This is a genomic window from Halorussus salinisoli, from assembly GCA_005239435.1.
GTDB classification, from domain to species: Archaea; Halobacteriota; Halobacteria; order Halobacteriales; family Haladaptataceae; genus Halorussus; species Halorussus salinisoli.
The window spans coordinates 91,928-107,981 of record SZNP01000005.1 but is presented as its reverse complement, the minus strand read 5'-3'; the positions used below and the strand labels follow the sequence as shown (position 1 = coordinate 107,981).

Below are 16,054 nucleotides of genomic sequence, written 5' to 3'. Positions count from 1 at the left end.
GCTGGATGTATCGGGTTGTATGTCGAACGAGTCGAAGACGCGACTCTCGCGGCCGTGGTTGGTACGCGTCGTGGTGTTGCTGGTCATCGTGTCGTTGCTCGCCCCCTCCGCCGTCTCCGCGCTCACGCACGAACCGACGAACCTCCAGAAGGGTACCATCGAGGAACCCGCAGGCGGAACGACCGTCATCTCGGTACAGGGCTACAAGTTCCAAGGGAAGGCCAACGGGAAGAAGCCCGCCCGACTCGTCGGGGTCGGCCCGCGCGGAGACGTGCAGTGGGTACACCAAGGTTCGGAGTTAGACGTGACGTGGTTCTACGACGTGGACCCGTTAGACAACGGGAATCTGCTCGTCACCGGAACGAGGAAAGGCGGGACGACTATCTACTCGTACAACCCCGAGACGGACGAGATCGTCTGGCGCGAACGGTTCGACGACGCCCACGACACCCACGACGCCGACCTCATCAACGGCGACCAACTGCTGGTCGCCAACATGCGTAACTACAACACGACGAGCGAGGTGAACGAGGACCGCATCTTCATCTACAATCGCACGACCGAGGAGATCGTGTGGGAGTGGCAGTTCGAAAAACACACTAACTGGACGAAAGACCAAGGCGGAACCTACGCGGCGAAACCGCCGAAGAACGACTGGACTCACGTCAACGACGTGGACAAAATCGCCGACGGCGAGTATCTAATCTCGCCGCGGAACATGGACCAGGTGATGGTCGTCAATCGCTCCACGAAGGAGATCGAAATGCGCGTCGGGAGCGACGACGACTACGACGTGATGCACGAGCAACACAATCCGCAGTACCTCGAAAGCGAGAACGGCACGCCGACCGTCCTCGTAGCCGACAGCGAGAACGACCGCATCGTGGAGTACGCCAAGCGCGGCGATACGTGGAAGCGGACATGGACGCTCGGGTCGAGTCAGAGCTTCAACTGGCCCCGAGACGCCGACCGCCTTCCCAACGGTAACACGATGGTCGTGGACTCGATGAACGACCGCGTCATGGAAATCACGCCCGAGGGAGAGATCGTCTGGGAGTTCTACTCGCCGTGGGCACCCTACGACGTAGAGCGGATGCACCTCGGCGACGAGGCCAACGGCACCGGCCCGACCATCGCCGACCAGAACGCCGAGGGAGAGTACGGAGTCACCGGGAGCGCGGGCATCACGCCCGGCACCGGCGACCGACTGACCTTCTCCCAGTGGCTGTCCGCCGCGTTCGCCGGAACGGCCATCAGCGAACCCGTGGACTCGTTCGCCAAGCGATGGGGCCACGTCGCCCCGTGGATTCGTCCGGTCTGGATGGGGCCGTGGGACTTCGTGGGCGCGGTGTTCGCCGGTCTCCTGCTCGTCGGCTGGATAGTCGGTGAACTGCTCTACAACCGCAAGCGCATCTCCAACGGCGTCAGACGGCGTCTCGCCTGACGACTACCTCCTCTTCTCCGTCCTCCCTCGTTCTTCTCCGTCCTCCTTCGTCCTTCTCCCCGCCCGCTCGGTTCGCTTACTCTCCGGTGTCGCGCTGGCGTTTCCACTGCTGGAGGCAGTCGTCGCCACAGAAGTGATAGGTGCGGGCGACCACCTCCCCGATCTCGGAGATGCTCTCCTCGCGGAACATCGGATGGGGCTCGAAGATGTCGATAGTTTTCCCGCAAGTGATGCACCCGACGAACTGGACCTCGGCGTCGCCTTCGTACTCGCCGTAGAGTTCGGGCATGGAGCTGGATACGCGAGCGAGCGGCGTAGATGTATCGCCTCTCCGAGTGCGTTCGAGAGGGAGTCGACACGACGCCGTGCGACGCTCCGTCCGACACTCGACCGGCCGATGGCTTGAGGCCTAGAACGGTCGTACGCCCGCCATGAAGGCTATCACGCTATCGGGAGAGCGAATCGAGTGCGACGAACTCGAAGAGGGGCGAGAGGGCGTCGTCCTCTACCACACCGAGCGAATCGTCGGCTACGTCCCCTACGAGCGACTGGACTGCGTCACCGAGACCAGAAGCCCCGTCGCGTCGAGTTCCATCCGGTCCATCGGCTACGACGAGGACGACGAGGCGCTCGAGATCGAGTTCGAGAGCGGCGGCGTCTACCGGTACGCCGACGTCTCACGAGAGACCTACGAGGAGTTCCTCAGCGCGCGGTCTCACGGGTCGTACTTCCACAAGAACTTCCGTGGCCAGTACGATTACCACCGGATTCGGTAACGTCCGACTACTCCGGTTCGGGCGCGGGTGCGGTCAGCATCGGCGGGTCGCTCCCCTGGAGTTCGACCGGGAAGCCGAACTCGCTCACGAGGTCCGCCCCGGTCCGGACGTGGTCCGTCACCTCGGGTATCGCCACACGACCGCCCGCCAGCGCGAGGAAGACGACGAGTTGGTCGGCGGTGTGGGCGTCGACTGCGCCGCGACTCCCGTGGAACGTCAGCGCCGACTCGACCGCCTCCGCGCCGACCGCTCGGGCCGGTCTTCCGCGCTCGCCGAGGGCGTCGAATCCCGCGGTCGCCTCCTCGTAGTCGAGCGCCAGGGCGAGCGCCGACCCCGGGGAGTCGGTCTCGACCGAGGAGACGGTCTTCTCGGTCACGGACACCTCGTCGCTCACGTCGTGCACGTCCTCGCTCAGGCGCTCGTCCGGTCGCAGGCGGTCGACGGCCTGCAAGCGCTCGGCCGCGACCGCGGCCTGTCGCTCGGCGACTTCGGCGTCTGAGAGGTCCGCAGACGCCTTCGAGAAGATTCGTGCGCCGTCGAGCGACCCGCGCTCGGTCAGGTCGAGCGGGGAGGGCGACGAGGGTGCGAGAAACAGGGTCGCTTCGCCGCCGCCGACCGGGTAGAAACCGGTCCGAGTACGGTCCACCGCGGCGAAGACGCCCGCCTTCCGGACCAGCGGAAGTTTCACCTGCCGGTAGTGGGCTACGGTCGGCGACCACTTCACGTCGGTCCCGCCGGTCGCGGTGACGGCCAGCGGTCGGTCGAGTCGGAGCGCGACCGGCAGGAGCGCGTCGAACAGCAGGGTCACGCTCCCCGCGGTTCCGACGTCGATTTCGACCCGGCCGCCCGAGGGCGACCCCGGCCGGAACTCCACCTCCTCGGAGCCCTGCTCCGCGCCCGAGACGCTGGCGTCGCAGACCTCGGCCGCGGCCCGGACCGCCGCGAGGTGTTGCGGTTTGAGACCGGGCGTCGGTCGGTCGCCTCTGACGTTCTCCATCCGAAACGACCGGTCGGCCACCATCGAGAGCGCGAGCGCGGTCCGGAGCAGTTGGCCGCCGCCAGCAGAGCCGTCGAGTTCGAGCAGTTCGTCCTCGGTCATCGGTGGGCGTCCTCCTCGGTCATCGGTCAGTGCGAGATCCGTCGCTTCGACTGGAGGTAGCGTGACTCGCTACCTCGGGACTCGGTCGCCGAAGTTCCGGGGACCGAGGTTCTGGCGTTCCACGGCCCACCGTATCGGTCGATCTCGCCCGCGGACCGGTGACTCCAGTGCTCGACTGGCCGTTGGCTCCGACGGTCGTCCGACTGCTGACGCTCGCGTATGGCGGGGTGGCCGAGTCGGCGCTCGACCGATTTCACCCGTTCCCGACGGTGTTGGGTCCGGGTTCGCTGGTCGTCTACCTCCAGTGCCGTGATGACGCGGTCGTCGGGGACCGCCCGGTGGGCGGCCTCGGCCGCGGCGAACACCTCCGTCGGGTCGTCGGCTTCGATGACCGTATCGGTCGGCGTCGTCTCGTAACTCACGTCGAACTCCTCCAGCGCCCCGACCGCGCTGGCGACTGCACCCGACATGCTCCCGTCGCGGGTCGGAATAACTTCGAGTCGGGCGACGACGGTCATCGCGTCTCACCTCGTGCGGCGTCGGCCTGCGCGGTGTCGATTCGTCCGAGGGTCGCGGTTCGTCCACGGGTCGCGGTGCGTGCTTCGGAACTCATGGTCCGGGGAGGGTACGCCGACGTGCGGCAAAACGGTTTCTCTAAGCGGGCTTGCAGGTGTGCAAACGGTTACTATCGCAGGTAGCGTAGTGAACTCGGAGATGAGAATGACTCGACGAGTAGCCCGAGCGAGCGCCGACCGACGACGGGGAAACCGCCGCAAGGAGCAGGTCCGGGAACTGGAAGAGCGGGTACATCGATTGGAGTCGCAGGTCGAGCGGCTTCGCCGGATGGTCCAAACTAACGGCGAGACCGCCGACGAGTCGGCAGTCGGTCCCTGCCCGCACTGTCGGAGCGGCGTCGTCGTTCACCGCGACGACGCGCTCCGCTGTTCGGCGTGCGAGTACGGCCGGTTCCTCTGAGGACACCGGCAGTTAAACCGCTCGCCCGCGAAGCACCGCCGATGATACGGAACCGCGACGAACTCGCGGGGTCTCCGTCTCGCGCTCTCGCGCTCGACTGCGTGGCCGCGGGTGTCGAGGCCGCCCGACCTCGGCGGGTCGTCAGAGAGGCGGTCGAACTCGACGCCGACTGCGCGATTCGGACCGGGCCGACCGGCACCAACGTCAACGACCTCCGCGTTCTGGTGGTTGGTGCAGGCCAAACAGAACCTTGATTATGACCAACCATATAGTTTCTTGACAATTAAAATAGATTCTATCACAAATATGTAGTTGTCCGGAAGTCGATCCAGCGGCCGGTCGGCCACGGAGCGGCGCGGCGCGCTCCGCTCGCGTGACCGCGAGCGGGCGGGGCTTTCGAAGTTTCGATAACCCGTCTCACACACAAGACCAACCCTCGCTAGCGACGTGTTCGGCAACCGGACCTATGAGGTTCGGAGTCGTACTCGGGACTCATGAACACCGCAGAGGTTCTCGTTGCGGGACTCGAAACCGAAGGCGTCGAGTACGTGTTCGGGCTTCCGGGCGAGGAGAACGAGGCGACGATGTTCGCGCTCCGGGATTCGGACGTCACGTTCGTTCCGGTTCGCCACGAACAGGGCGCAGCCTTCATGGCCGACGTGTGGGGCCGACTGACCGGCGACGCGGGGGTCTGTCTCTCGACGCTCGGACCCGGCGCGACCAACCTCCTGACCGGGGTCGCCGACGCCAACCTCGACAAGGCACCCCTCGTCGCGATCACCGGACAGGGCGGACTGGAAAGTCTCCACAAGGAGAGCCACCAGACCCTCGACGTGGTCGACATGTTCACGCCCGTGACGAAGTGGAACGCCCAGATTTCGGACCCCGGTATCGTCCACGAGTCGGTTCGGAAGGCGTTCAAGACCGCCGAGTACGAGAAACCCGGCGCGACCCACCTCGAACTCCCCGAAGACGTGGCCTACGAGGACTGCGAGGTCGAACCGATGGAGAGCAGGAGAAGGGTCCGCAGGCCCGAACCCGACGTGCCCTCAGTCGACGAGGTCCGGGACCTACTGGCCGACGCCGACCGACCCCTCGTCATCGCGGGCAACGGTGCGGTCCGGACCGACGCCAGCGAGAATCTCCGGTCGTTCGCGGAAAACTACGACCTCCCCGTGGCGGCGACCTACATGGGCAAGGGCGCGGTATCGGACGACGACGAACGCTCCCTGCTCACGCTCGACTCGGGCGACCACGAGGAGGCCTCCGACGCCATCGACTCGGCCGACCTCGTGATTACGGTCGGCTACGACATCGCCGAACACGACCCCGCCGACTGGAACCCCTCGGGCGGGACCACCATCGTCCACCTCGACAGCGAACCCGCGGAGGTGTACGAACACTACAACCCAGACGTGGAGGTCGTCTCGGACATCGCGGCGGCCGTCCGCGAACTCGACGCCTGCTGCGAGGAAATCGACGCCGACTTCGAGAGCGACTGGTACGACGACCTTCGCGAGCACATCCTCGCGGACGTGACCGCCGTCCCGGACGAAGACGACTCCTTCACGGTCGAGGGTGTCCTACCGATTCTCCGGGACGCGATGGACTCCGAGGACGTACTCCTCTCGGACGTGGGAAGCCACAAGATGACCATCGCCCAGAACTTCGTGACCTACGAGCCCAACACCTGCATCATCTCGAACGGACTCGCCTCGATGGGCATCTCGGTTCCCGGCGGTCTCGCGGCCGACCTCGCGGTCGATTCGAACGTCGTCGCCGCGACCGGCGACGGCGGGTTCATGATGAACGCCGCGGAAATCGAGACCGCGACCCGAATCGGCTGCGGGTACACGATCTTGCTGTTCAACGACGACGAGTACGGTCTCATCACCGAGGAGCAGGTCGAGCACCGCGGGGAACACTTCGGCACCGAACTGCAGAATCCGGACTTCCAGACCTTCGCCGAGAGCTTTGGTATCGAGGCCTACCGCCCCGACGACTGGGACGAACTGGAGAGCGTACTGGAGACGGCTGTGGGGAGCGACGAGATGTCGCTAGTCGAAGTCGTGATCGAGTAAGGTACTGTCGGTGGAGTAAGATACGACTGGTCGAGTGGAAAAGGCCAGTCGATTGACGGGAGAACGGCGGAGCGGTTTCGGACCGAGGCAATGGACTCATTACGGACCGCATTCCACATTACGTCGTGCAGTCTCCGGGATACGAGCGCAACCACACACCACAGTTACAGGTTCTCTACGTCGGAGACGGTGGTCGCGTTGCCGAGCGAGCGGTCGCTGACCTCCGAGAGCGGACCGCCGCGGAAGTAACCTCGGTGACGACCGCGACCGCGGTACTCGACCGGCTCGAAGAGGAGACGGTGTCCTGCATCGTCTGTGCGAACCCGCTCGCCGACGTGGACGTTCTCACGCTACTCGACGGTGTCCGAGACGTTTCGCCTGACGTACCCTTCGTCGCCGTGAGCGAAACCGACGACCCGGACCTCGCGTCGGCGGTACTCGCCCGCGAGGCTACCGATTACGTCCACTGGCGCGAGGAGTCGTATCGACCCCGCCAACTGACCCGGCGCGTCGAGAACGCCATCGACCGCTATCGAGCGCGCCGAACGGCGAACTGGACGACCGCCTACTTCGACGCCTTGGTCAATCAGGCACCCGACGCGGTGCTCACCATCGACACCGCGAACGAGATCGTCTTCGCGAACCCCGCAGTCGAGGAGGTGTTCGGGTACGCTCCCGAGGAACTGGTCGGCGAACCGCTGACGACGCTCGTCCCGGAACACCTACGCCAATCCCACCTCGACGCCTTCCGTCGCTACCAGGAGACCGGCGAACGGACGCTCGACTGGGACTACGTCGAGATGTCCGGGCGGCATCGAGAAGGCCACGAGGTCCCGCTGTCGCTCTCGTTTCGAGAGATCACCTACGAGGGCCAGGCGTTCTTCTCCGCCATCGTCCGCGACGTGACAGAACGAAAGCGGGCCGAGGACGAACGCCGACTCCTCCACGCGACGACTCGGTCGGTCGCGGCGGCCGACACGTTCCTCGACGGGCTCGAGGCGACCATAACGGAGGTGTGCGACGCGACGGAGTGGGCGTACGGCGAAGCCTGGGTCCCCTCGGAGGACCGAACGCACCTGGAAAGAACCGACGCGGCCTACACGGTTTCGGACGCCTACGACCCGTTCAAACTGGTCTCGAAAACGACGTCGTTCGCCTCGGGAGAGGGACTCCCGGGACTCGTCTGGGAGCGCAACGAGCCGGTGTGGATGGAGAACGTGGCCGCGCTCACCCCCGACGTGTTCCCCCGTACGGACGACGCCGAGGACGCCGGGTTGAAAGCCGCGCTCGGCGTGCCCGTACTCGACGGAGACGACGTCGTCGCCGTCCTCGCGTTCTACATGGCCGAAGCGAGGCCGACCGACGACCGACTCGTCGACATCGTCACCACGGTCGCTACGGAACTGGGCGAACTGATGGTCCGCAAACGGGCCGAGGACGAACTCAAGCACGAGAAGGAGTTTACCGAGGGTGCCCTGAACGCGCTGCCGGACATCTTCTTCACGCTCGACCTCGACGGACGGTTAGTCCGCTGGAACGACGAGGCGAACGCGGTGACGGGGTACGACAACGACGAACTCGACGGTCGCCTCCCGACCGAACTGTTCTCGAACGACGGGGCCGAGCGCGTCGTCGAAGCCATCGAACGCGTGTACGACGACGGTTCGGCCCGGGTGGAGGCCGACCTGAGGACCAAAGACGGTCGCGAGATAGCCTACGAGTTCACGGGCGCGCTACTGAGAGACGACGCGGGCGACCCCCTCGGTATCGCCGGAATCGGCCGGGACGTCACCGACCGGAAACGGCGGGAGGCCGAACTCGAAGCATCGCGGGAGAAGTACCGGAAACTGGTCGAGACGGCCCCGGACGCCGTCTTCCTCGTCGACGCGGAGACCGGGACGATTATCGACACGAACGACGCCGCAGAGCAACTTCTCGGCAAGTCCCGTGAGGAGATCGTGGGGATGCACCAGTCGGAACTCCACCCGCCGGAGGAGGCCGAACGATATCGACGCCTCTTCGAGGAACACGTCGAATCGGGCGGCGTAACTCGGGAGGACGACGATTACTACGTCGTCCGGGACGACGGCCGCGAGGTACCGGTCGAGATTAGCGCTGGCGTGGCGGAGATCGGTGGGCGGACGATAAATCAGGCGGTGTTTCGGGATATCACCGGTCGAAAACAGTACGAGGAGACGTTGGCGGGACTTCGGGAGGTCACCCGCGACCTGATGGCCGCCCAGACCAAGACGGAGATCTGCAACGTCGCCGTCTCGACCGTGCGCGGCATCCTCGACCTCCCCGTCTGTGGGGTGCACCTCCTCGACGGGGACGAGCGCGTGCTTCGTCCCGTCGCATCGACCGAGGAAGCCGAGGAGTTGTTCGACGGCGTTCCGAGTTTCGAGGAAGACGAAGGGCTCGCGTGGCGCGTCTACGCGTCGGGGACACCGGAGCTCTACGACGCCGTCGCGAGTCAGGACGACGTCTACAACCCCGAGACGCCAGTCGAGACCGAGATGATTCTACCGTTGGGCGAACACGGCGTTCTCACGGCGGGTTCGACGATGGACGAGGAGATAACCGAGGCCAAACTCGACCTCGCAAAGATACTGGCGGCGAACACCGAGGCCGCCCTCGACAGGGCCGACCGCGAGCAGACTATCGAGCGCCAGCGCGACCAGTTGCAGGCGGAACTCGACGAGGTGTTCGAACGCATCGACGACGGGTTCTTCGCGCTGGACGAGAAGTGGCAGTTCACCTACGTGAACGAGCACGCCGAACGGCTCTTCGATGTGGACCAGGCTGACCTGTTTAACGGTAACATCTGGGAGGTTCTCCCCGAGATTCAGGAGTCGGAGGCCTACGACGCGTTCCATCGAGCGGTCGAAACCCAGAACAACGTCTCGCACGAGGAGTACGTCGAGGCGTTCGGCGCGTGGTTCGAGTTCCACGCGTACCCCTCCGAGAGCGGTCTGTCGGTCTACGTCAGGGACGTCTCCGACCGAAAGCGTCGGGAGCAGCGACTCGAAGAGCAGAACGAGCGACTGGAGAGTTTCGCCAGCATGCTGGCACACGAACTCCGAAACCCCCTCTCGATCGCCCAGATCTACCTTCAAACGGCCGAGAGCGGGGACGAGTCGGCGTTCGAGCAGGTAGCCGACGCCCTCGACAGGATGGAGGACATGATCGACATCCTGCTGGTGATGACCCGCGGGGGCGACGCGGCTATCGACCCCGAACTCGTCTCCCTGCGCGAGGCCGCGAGCGAGGCGTGGGCGGACGTCGCCGCCGAACAGGGCCGACTCGAAGTGGAGACGGACGTCCAGGTCGAAGTCGAACCGCACCATCTCCAGCACTTGCTCCAGAACCTCCTCCAGAACGCCGTCGAACACGGTTCGACGAGCCGACACGCTTCGGACGACGACGCCGTCGAGCACGACGACGGCGGCCTGACGGTTCGAATCGGGACTCTGGAAGACGGATTCTACGTGGCGGACGACGGGAAAGGCGTCCCGGAAGCCGACCGAGAGCGGATCTTCGAGGCCGGATACACGACCGACGACGTCGGAATCGGCCTCGGACTGACGTTCATCGCACAACTCGCCGAGATATACGACTGGGAGTGTGACCTGACAGAGAGCGACGAGGGCGGCGCTCGGTTCGAGTTCTCGAACGTGGACGTCGTCCCTTCGACGGACTCGTAGTCCCGTTTTCACTCCCCGAGAATCGGAGGGGGTTTATATTGCCCCCTGGGCGGAAGGTCCAATCACGATGAACGCAGACACCAGCAACTCGGGCGGCGCTATGGACCGACGAACCTTCCTGAAGGGCGCGGCGGGGGCCGCGACCATCGCGGTCGCAGGTGCAAGTGCGAGCGCGCCCGCGGCGGCCCAGTCGGCCTTCGATGGGTGGTTCGACGGCGTGTCGAACTACGACGGCGTGGTCGACGAGACCGGCCAACCCGAAGTCACTATCGAGGTGGGCGCGAAGGGCAACAACGGCGCGTTCGCGTTCGGCCCGGCCGCGGTCCGGGTGGACCCCGGCACCACGGTGGTCTGGGAGTGGACCGGCGAGGGCGGCAGTCACAACGTGGCGGCCGAAAACGGTTCGTTCGAGAGCGAGATGGTCGGCGAACAGGGCCACACCTTCGAGCAGACGTTCGAGGAGAACGGCGTCGTCAAGTACGCCTGTACGCCGCACAAGCCCATGGGCATGAAGGGTGCAGTCGTGGTCGGGTCTGACGCGGCGTCGGCCGCCGCGTCCGGTTCCAGTGGCTCCGGCGACTCCAGTAGCTCCGGCGGGTCGAGCCTCGGTGACACCCTCACGGTCGGGTTCGGCGGGGCACTGCTCGTCGGCCTGCTCGGCCTTCCGCTCGCCGACATGCGGAGTCGCCGAAAGAAGTCGAAGTAGCGCGGGCGACTCGTTCCAACTCTCGTCGCTACTCTATCGTCACGTCCACGTCTTCGTCGCTCGCGTCGGCCTCTTGGACCCACATCGTCTTCTTGTTCACGAACTCCTCGATGCCGTGTTCGGCCAGTTCCCGGCCGTAGCCCGAGTCCTTCACGCCGCCGAAGGGGACTCTGGGGTCGGACTTGACGAGTTCGTTGACGAAGGTCATGCCCGCGTCGATTCGATGGGCCACCTTCCGGCCCCTGTCGAGGTCCTGCGTCCAGACCGACGCGCCCAGTCCGAGGTGAACGTCGTTTGCGACTTCGATTGCTTCCGCTTCGCTCTCGACTTCGAAGACTGCGGCGGCGGGGCCGAACACCTCCTCGCAGGCGGCCACCGAGTCGCGGGGCACGTCGGTCAGGACAGTCGGCGGGTAGTAGAACCCGTCGCGGTCGAGCGGTTCGCCGCCGAGTTCGAGGGTCGCGCCCTCCTCGACGGTCTGCTGAACTTGCTCGTGGAGGCTCTCCATCAAGTCCTCGCGGGCCTGCGGACCGAGGTCGGTGTTCTCGTCGGTCGGATCGCCCACGGTCAGGTCGTCCATCTCCGAGACGAACTCGTCGAGGAACTCGTCGTAGACGTCGGTGTGGACGACGAACCGCTTGGCCGCGATGCACGACTGCCCGGCGTTGAGGGTCCGTGCCTGCGCGCCGGTCCGGGCGGCGGCCTCCAAGTCGGCGTCGTCCAGTACGACGAAGGGGTCCGACCCGCCGAGTTCGAGGACCGACTTCTTCAGGTTCTGGCCCGCGGTCTCCGCCACGGAGCGACCCGCACGTGCGCTCCCGGTGAGCGTGACCGCCACCACGCGGTCGTCTTCGATGACCCCCTCGGCCTCGTCGGAGTGAATAACGAGAGACTGGAAGACCCCCTCCGGATAGCCCGCCTCCTCGAAGACCTCCTGAATCGCCTGCGCACACCCCGGCACGTTCGAGGCGTGCTTCAGCAGGCCGACGTTGCCCGCGGTGAGGTGCGGCGCGGCGAACCGAAAGACCTGCCAGAACGGGAAGTTCCACGGCATGACCGCCAGAATCGGTCCGAGCGGTTCGTAGGAGACGTAGGTCTCGGCGTGGGAGGGTCCGGGACGGCGCTCGGTCTGGAGGTGTTCGGCCGCGTTCTCGGCGTAGTAGTCGCAGACCCACGCGCACTTCTCGACCTCCGAGACGGCCGAATCGACGGGTTTGCCCATCTCTCGGGTCATCAACTCGGCGTACTCCTGCTTGTTCTCCCGGAGTACGTCCCCGGCGTTCGCCAGGAGTTGCTGGCGCTTCCGGATGGGTACGTCCTTCCACTCCGCGAAGGTCTCGGTCGCCGCGTCGAGCGCGGCGTCCACCTCTTCGTCGGAGTCGTCCGGTACCGGTTCGAGCGACTCGCCGGTCGCGGGATTCGTGCGGTCCATGTCGTCCGAAGTACGTCGCCCAGCGGGTTGTAGCTTCGGGCGAGTCGGCGGAGTTCGCATAAATACGCATTTGCTTAACAGTTGAGAGTATGCGTATGACGATTGTACGTATTTCCGAGTTCGCGTCACGGTCTCGAATCGATTCTCCGCACACGGTGTTCTCACCGTCACGGTCGACCCCACGTCAGACCAATCCACGCGACGAAAATCGCGGTGTCGAGGTTTCCGGAACGAGGGACGACATCGGGAGCGAGGGATAGCATCGGGAACGCTAGCTGCTCCTCGAGTCAACGAATGACGGCACCGCACTGCACAGTACCGCGAGGACCTCACGCCTCCCAACCGCGCATAGCCGACGTTGTTCACCGCTCTCGCAAGAAACTACGCGGGCGCTCTCGGAAAAATACCCGACAGACATTTATAACGTTACGCTCAGCCTGAGTGAAACCGTCGGTAGGTGAGATAAAGATAGTCGAGTCCGACGGTGGGCACGCTGGTCTTCGGCCAGCCGCTGTGTGCATCTGACACCGACCATACCATCGTCGCAACCGGGAGCAATCACTCCCGGATTACCTGGTGCCGCCTTCGAGGACCTCCGCTACTCCCGGAAAAGAGAGGCCGCCGAATTAGCTCATTCCATTTCGGTCGTGTCGTACATCTGGCGACTGGTGCCTGCACCGCCGAACTTCTCGATATCCACGTTGTCGTACCAGAACCGCTCGTCGGTCCGGTGGTAGACCGGGAGGAACACCACGTCCTCCCAGTTGGCCTCCTCTATCTGGACGTAGGACTCGTTGCGAGCCTGCTCGGCCTCGTCGGTCGGCGCGGGGTTGTCCTGAATCTGCTCGTAGGCGCTGGTCGCCTGCTGGGCCGCCTCGGTGCCCGACCAGTTGACGTACGAGATGGGCGCGTCCTGCGACGTGTCGGTCTGCGGCGGGTTGAGCAGTTGCAGGAAGTTGTCCGGGGCGGGCCAGTCCATGATCCACCCGAGCGAGTACGCCTGAAGGTTCCCCTCGCGTCCGCGCTGGAGCAGGGTCGAGAACGGTGCAGTCTCGATGTTCATCTGGATGTGAGCACTGGCCAACTGGTCGCGCAGGAGTTGGCCCGTCTGTTGCCACGTGTCGGAGCCCTCGTAGATGGTGAAGGTGAACTGGTACTGATTGTTCGGGCCGTATCCAGCCTCTTCCATCACCTGTCGGGCCTGTTGAAGTTGGGTCTCGTTGTAGCCGTACGGGTAATTCTGCTGTGCGTGCTGGTCGTACGCGTCCGGACCGCCGGGGTAGATGTTCGGCGGCGTGAAGTGGTACGCGGCCTCCCCGCGCCCCTTGAATATCTGCTCGATGACCTGCTGTTGGTTCATCGCGTAGGCCGCGGCCACCCGCGCGGGTTTCTCGACTTGCGCCGTGTTGAACCCGATGTAGAACGCGTTGATGGTCGCCACGCCGAGGTAGTTCAGCGTCTCGCCGTTCCGAACCGGGCCGTAGGTACCGACATCCCGCCCGAGATCGTCGGTGTTCTCGACGCTGACCTTGTTCGGGTCGTAGAACGGCGTCGGAATCGGGAAGTAGTCTGCGTTCCGGTTCATCGCGTAGGTGTACCGGGCGTTGTCGTCCTCGATGATGCGCCAATTGACCGCGTCCAGTTGAGGAGTCTCGCCGTGGTAGTCGTCGAACCGCGAGACCTCCGCCTCGTCGTTGGACTGCCACGTCTCGAACTGGAACGGACCGGCGCCGATGGGGTTCGAGGTGGCGAATTCCTCGTACTCCATCTCACCGTCGTACCCCTCGATGTCGCCGAGGATTCCCTCCGGAAGCGCCGCGAAAGACGTGTACGCCAGCATCGGGAGCGTGGCGTGGAACGGTTCTTCGAGCGTCATTCGGAGGGTGTAGTCGTCTACCGCCTCGACCGCCAGCGTCCCCGGTTGATAGTTCCCTTCGTCGTCGGTCTCGTGCTGGATGCCAATCGACGACAGGATGAAGTACGCCCGCCGAGACTCGTCGGAGGCGGCGAGGCGCTCCCACGAGTAGACGAAGTCCTGCGCAGTGACTTCGCCGAAGTCGCCGTGATACTGCGCGCCCTGCTTGATGTTGAACGTGTACGTCGTGAAGTCATCGGAGGTCTCGAAACTCTCCGCGAGGAGGTTTTCGACCTCGATTTCTCCGTCCGGATAGTTCATCAGAGCATCGAATATCTGCTGAATGACGACCCCGGAAGCGGTGTCAGTCGCCTTGATGGGGTCGAGCGTGCTCATCGTGGCGTTGATGAGGTTCAGCGTGCCTCCTTTGCCCCCCTCCTGCTGAGCGGTAGTCGTCTCTTGTCCGGCCGCAGTACCCGTAATCGCGACAGCCGATGCCGTCCCACCGGTCGCTTTCAGGAACGACCGACGAGACATGTTGGATTTCTCGGACATGCAAATAGAAGGACCACGCTATGCCATATGTATTTAATTATTAATAATGCGATAAGGTGTGTTTAGTAAAAAGAAAGCCTCTGTCGCGTGTTTCTCCGTAACACCTCAAATAGAACACGTCATCCGAGATAACCGAAATCGGGTTCGGAGTGAACAAACACCGCCACGACGAGAGTCGTCCGTCGCCGAACGGAAATCGTCCGTCAGCCGACGAGTACGAGGCGGAGTGCGGACTGCGGATGCGTACCGGGGAAAACAGACATTCCATCGAAGCTAACGTAGTACCTCCATGAGCCTCGGACGTACGAGACACGGCGAGCGCGAGACGATGTACGACTGGCTCGTCGCGCTGCTAGCGGTCGGCCTCGCTGGAATTCACGTCTACCTCGGCGTCACGGCCGACGAACCGCAGTTCCTCGTCGTCGGGGGCCTGTTCCTCGTAGGAGTGTTGTTTTTCTTCACCGGGTACTGGCGCGCGATACTCTACCTGCTCGCGGCGGTGTACGTCGGTACGCTGGGCGTCCTCTGATTGTTGGGTGGGACGGAGTACCGACAAATCGGCATCGTGACGGGAGCGATTAGCGTCCTGTTTCTCGGACTCGTCGTCTATCTCTTCTTCCGGGAGTCCGGGGCGAGGTGATGGGCGAGTGAGACGACGCTATTCCACGTACACCGAATAGGTGATGACGCCGAATCCGGCCGCGGTCAGCGTACTCTCGATGACGAGGACGGTCGTTCGATTCACGCCCACCACCTGGTCGGCGATGCCCGCCAGAAACGCTCCGAGCGTGACGATGCCGAATCCGACCGCGAGCGCCCGGAGCGCGAGCGAATCGGTTCGGCGGTAGGCCTTGTACGCGAAGAAGGTGATGAGTCCGCCGAGCGTGAGCGTGATAGTCTTGAGCGCGATTACGAGCGACGTGACGCTGGCTAAGTCCGAATTCATGTCTCTTTTCGCACCTCCGACCACATGTCCGCGAGTTGTTCCTCGGCACTGCGAGACGGTCGTGAGACGGTCACGTCGAGTTCCTGGTCCTTCGTCACCGAGAGCGACACTTCCTCGAAGTCGAGGTCGTAGCGAGTCGTGTGGTGGCCGTCGCTTCGGACCTCGGTCAGTTCCGAGAGCAGCGATGCCTCGCTCAGCGCGTCGAGTTTTCGATAGACCGTCGAGAGCGGGATGTCCGCCGCGTCCGAGATCTCGCTCGCCGTCATGGGTTCGTCGAGTTGCTTGACGATGGCCCGGCAGTCCGGGTCGTCGAGTGCGTTGAGGACGGCCTGTAAGTCGGGCGTTTCCTCGACGCCCGCCGGGTCTCGAACCATCTAGTCCGACGTTTCGAAAGGGAACACATAATTCGTTCGACTCAGCGACAGACTCGGCCGTGGGAGACCATTCCCTCGAACTATCGTGACGAGAGAACTCACCCCAT

General features: G+C 64.3%; 15 protein-coding genes. 8 read left to right on the top strand and 7 right to left on the bottom strand.

Annotated features, from left to right (window positions below):
* Window positions 1-19 precede the first annotated feature (19 nt).
* The gene (locus E2484_RS15300) at window positions 20-1,444 is read left to right on the top strand and encodes an aryl-sulfate sulfotransferase (RefSeq protein ID WP_137286054.1); all 1,425 of its coding nucleotides are present in this window, start codon (window positions 20-22) and stop codon (window positions 1,442-1,444) included.
* Between the two features lie 76 nt (window positions 1,445-1,520).
* Here the strand turns inward: E2484_RS15300 and E2484_RS15295 are convergent, their stop codons facing one another.
* On the bottom strand, window positions 1,521-1,733 hold the full coding sequence (locus E2484_RS15295) for a DUF7576 family protein (protein ID WP_137286053.1): 213 nt from the start codon (window positions 1,731-1,733) through the stop codon (window positions 1,521-1,523).
* 142 nt (window positions 1,734-1,875) lie between these two features.
* On the opposite strand from E2484_RS15295, the gene E2484_RS15290 reads away from it, so the two are divergent.
* The gene (locus tag E2484_RS15290; RefSeq protein ID WP_137286052.1) at window positions 1,876-2,220 is read left to right on the top strand and encodes a KTSC domain-containing protein; all 345 of its coding nucleotides are present in this window, start codon (window positions 1,876-1,878) and stop codon (window positions 2,218-2,220) included.
* 7 nt (window positions 2,221-2,227) lie between these two features.
* On the opposite strand, the gene rtcA is transcribed toward E2484_RS15290, so the two are convergent.
* Together rtcA and E2484_RS26165 are read right to left on the bottom strand one after the other, a co-directional pair.
* Window positions 2,228-3,319 carry an RNA 3'-terminal phosphate cyclase gene (gene rtcA, locus E2484_RS15285; protein ID WP_321112663.1) on the bottom strand — a complete coding sequence of 364 codons (1,092 nt, stop codon included), beginning with the start codon at window positions 3,317-3,319 and terminating at the stop codon, window positions 2,228-2,230.
* 26 nt (window positions 3,320-3,345) lie between these two features.
* Complete coding sequence (locus E2484_RS26165; RefSeq protein WP_137286051.1) at window positions 3,346-3,837, bottom strand: thiamine-binding protein; 492 nt, start codon at window positions 3,835-3,837, stop codon at window positions 3,346-3,348.
* A gap of 202 nt (window positions 3,838-4,039) precedes the next feature.
* Between E2484_RS26165 and E2484_RS15275 the strand changes: the two genes are divergently transcribed.
* The 5 genes from E2484_RS15275 (at window position 4,040) to E2484_RS15255 (ending at window position 10,785) form a co-directional block, all read left to right on the top strand.
* Window positions 4,040-4,294, top strand: coding sequence for a hypothetical protein (locus tag E2484_RS15275; RefSeq protein ID WP_137286050.1), 255 nt, complete (start codon window positions 4,040-4,042; stop codon window positions 4,292-4,294).
* Between the two features lie 41 nt (window positions 4,295-4,335).
* A complete protein-coding gene (locus E2484_RS15270) occupies window positions 4,336-4,548 on the top strand; it encodes a glycerate kinase (protein WP_137286049.1) in 213 nt (70 codons plus the stop codon).
* A gap of 240 nt (window positions 4,549-4,788) precedes the next feature.
* Window positions 4,789-6,375: an acetolactate synthase large subunit gene (locus tag E2484_RS15265; RefSeq protein ID WP_137286048.1), complete on the top strand. Its 1,587-nt coding sequence runs from the start codon at window positions 4,789-4,791 to the stop codon at window positions 6,373-6,375.
* A 125-nt stretch (window positions 6,376-6,500) separates the two neighbouring features.
* Window positions 6,501-10,079: a PAS domain S-box protein gene (locus E2484_RS15260; RefSeq protein WP_137286047.1), complete on the top strand. Its 3,579-nt coding sequence runs from the start codon at window positions 6,501-6,503 to the stop codon at window positions 10,077-10,079.
* Between the two features lie 67 nt (window positions 10,080-10,146).
* On the top strand, window positions 10,147-10,785 hold the full coding sequence (locus E2484_RS15255; protein WP_137286046.1) for a halocyanin domain-containing protein: 639 nt from the start codon (window positions 10,147-10,149) through the stop codon (window positions 10,783-10,785).
* 28 nt (window positions 10,786-10,813) lie between these two features.
* On the opposite strand, the gene E2484_RS15250 is transcribed toward E2484_RS15255, so the two are convergent.
* Entirely contained in the window at window positions 10,814-12,217 is a 1,404-nt protein-coding gene (locus E2484_RS15250; RefSeq protein WP_137286045.1) for an NAD-dependent succinate-semialdehyde dehydrogenase, read from the bottom strand.
* A 631-nt stretch (window positions 12,218-12,848) separates the two neighbouring features.
* A complete protein-coding gene (locus E2484_RS15245) occupies window positions 12,849-14,627 on the bottom strand; it encodes an ABC transporter substrate-binding protein (protein WP_137286044.1) in 1,779 nt (592 codons plus the stop codon).
* A gap of 289 nt (window positions 14,628-14,916) precedes the next feature.
* Here E2484_RS15245 and E2484_RS15240 point away from each other — a divergent pair, with 289 nt between their 5' ends.
* Complete coding sequence (locus tag E2484_RS15240; RefSeq protein ID WP_137286043.1) at window positions 14,917-15,156, top strand: hypothetical protein; 240 nt, start codon at window positions 14,917-14,919, stop codon at window positions 15,154-15,156.
* Between the two features lie 129 nt (window positions 15,157-15,285).
* Here the strand turns inward: E2484_RS15240 and E2484_RS15235 are convergent, their stop codons facing one another.
* Window positions 15,286-15,573: a DUF7521 family protein gene (locus E2484_RS15235; protein WP_137286042.1), complete on the bottom strand. Its 288-nt coding sequence runs from the start codon at window positions 15,571-15,573 to the stop codon at window positions 15,286-15,288.
* On the bottom strand, window positions 15,570-15,947 hold the full coding sequence (locus E2484_RS15230; protein ID WP_137286041.1) for a helix-turn-helix domain-containing protein: 378 nt from the start codon (window positions 15,945-15,947) through the stop codon (window positions 15,570-15,572). Before E2484_RS15230 ends, E2484_RS15235 begins: the two co-directional genes overlap by 4 nt.
* Window positions 15,948-16,054 lie beyond the last annotated feature (107 nt).

Bases quoted from the DNA above. Each gene is read 5' to 3' on its own strand.
- E2484_RS15290 (WP_137286052.1), top strand. From the start codon at position 1,876: ATGAAGGCTATCACGCTATCGGGAGAGCGAATCGAGTGCGACGAACTC.
- E2484_RS15295 (WP_137286053.1), bottom strand. From the start codon at position 1,733: ATGCCCGAACTCTACGGCGAGTACGAAGGCGACGCCGAGGTCCAGTTC.
- E2484_RS15275 (WP_137286050.1), top strand. From the start codon at position 4,040: ATGACTCGACGAGTAGCCCGAGCGAGCGCCGACCGACGACGGGGAAAC.
- E2484_RS15270 (WP_137286049.1), top strand. From the start codon at position 4,336: ATGATACGGAACCGCGACGAACTCGCGGGGTCTCCGTCTCGCGCTCTC.
- E2484_RS15255 (WP_137286046.1), top strand. From the start codon at position 10,147: ATGAACGCAGACACCAGCAACTCGGGCGGCGCTATGGACCGACGAACC.
- E2484_RS15265 (WP_137286048.1), top strand. From the start codon at position 4,789: ATGAACACCGCAGAGGTTCTCGTTGCGGGACTCGAAACCGAAGGCGTC.
- E2484_RS15250 (WP_137286045.1), bottom strand. From the start codon at position 12,217: ATGGACCGCACGAATCCCGCGACCGGCGAGTCGCTCGAACCGGTACCG.
- E2484_RS15300 (WP_137286054.1), top strand. From the start codon at position 20: ATGTCGAACGAGTCGAAGACGCGACTCTCGCGGCCGTGGTTGGTACGC.
- E2484_RS15230 (WP_137286041.1), bottom strand. From the start codon at position 15,947: ATGGTTCGAGACCCGGCGGGCGTCGAGGAAACGCCCGACTTACAGGCC.
- E2484_RS15235 (WP_137286042.1), bottom strand. From the start codon at position 15,573: ATGAATTCGGACTTAGCCAGCGTCACGTCGCTCGTAATCGCGCTCAAG.
- E2484_RS26165 (WP_137286051.1), bottom strand. From the start codon at position 3,837: ATGACCGTCGTCGCCCGACTCGAAGTTATTCCGACCCGCGACGGGAGC.
- rtcA (WP_321112663.1), bottom strand. From the start codon at position 3,319: ATGACCGAGGACGAACTGCTCGAACTCGACGGCTCTGCTGGCGGCGGC.
- E2484_RS15245 (WP_137286044.1), bottom strand. From the start codon at position 14,627: ATGTCCGAGAAATCCAACATGTCTCGTCGGTCGTTCCTGAAAGCGACC.
- E2484_RS15240 (WP_137286043.1), top strand. From the start codon at position 14,917: ATGAGCCTCGGACGTACGAGACACGGCGAGCGCGAGACGATGTACGAC.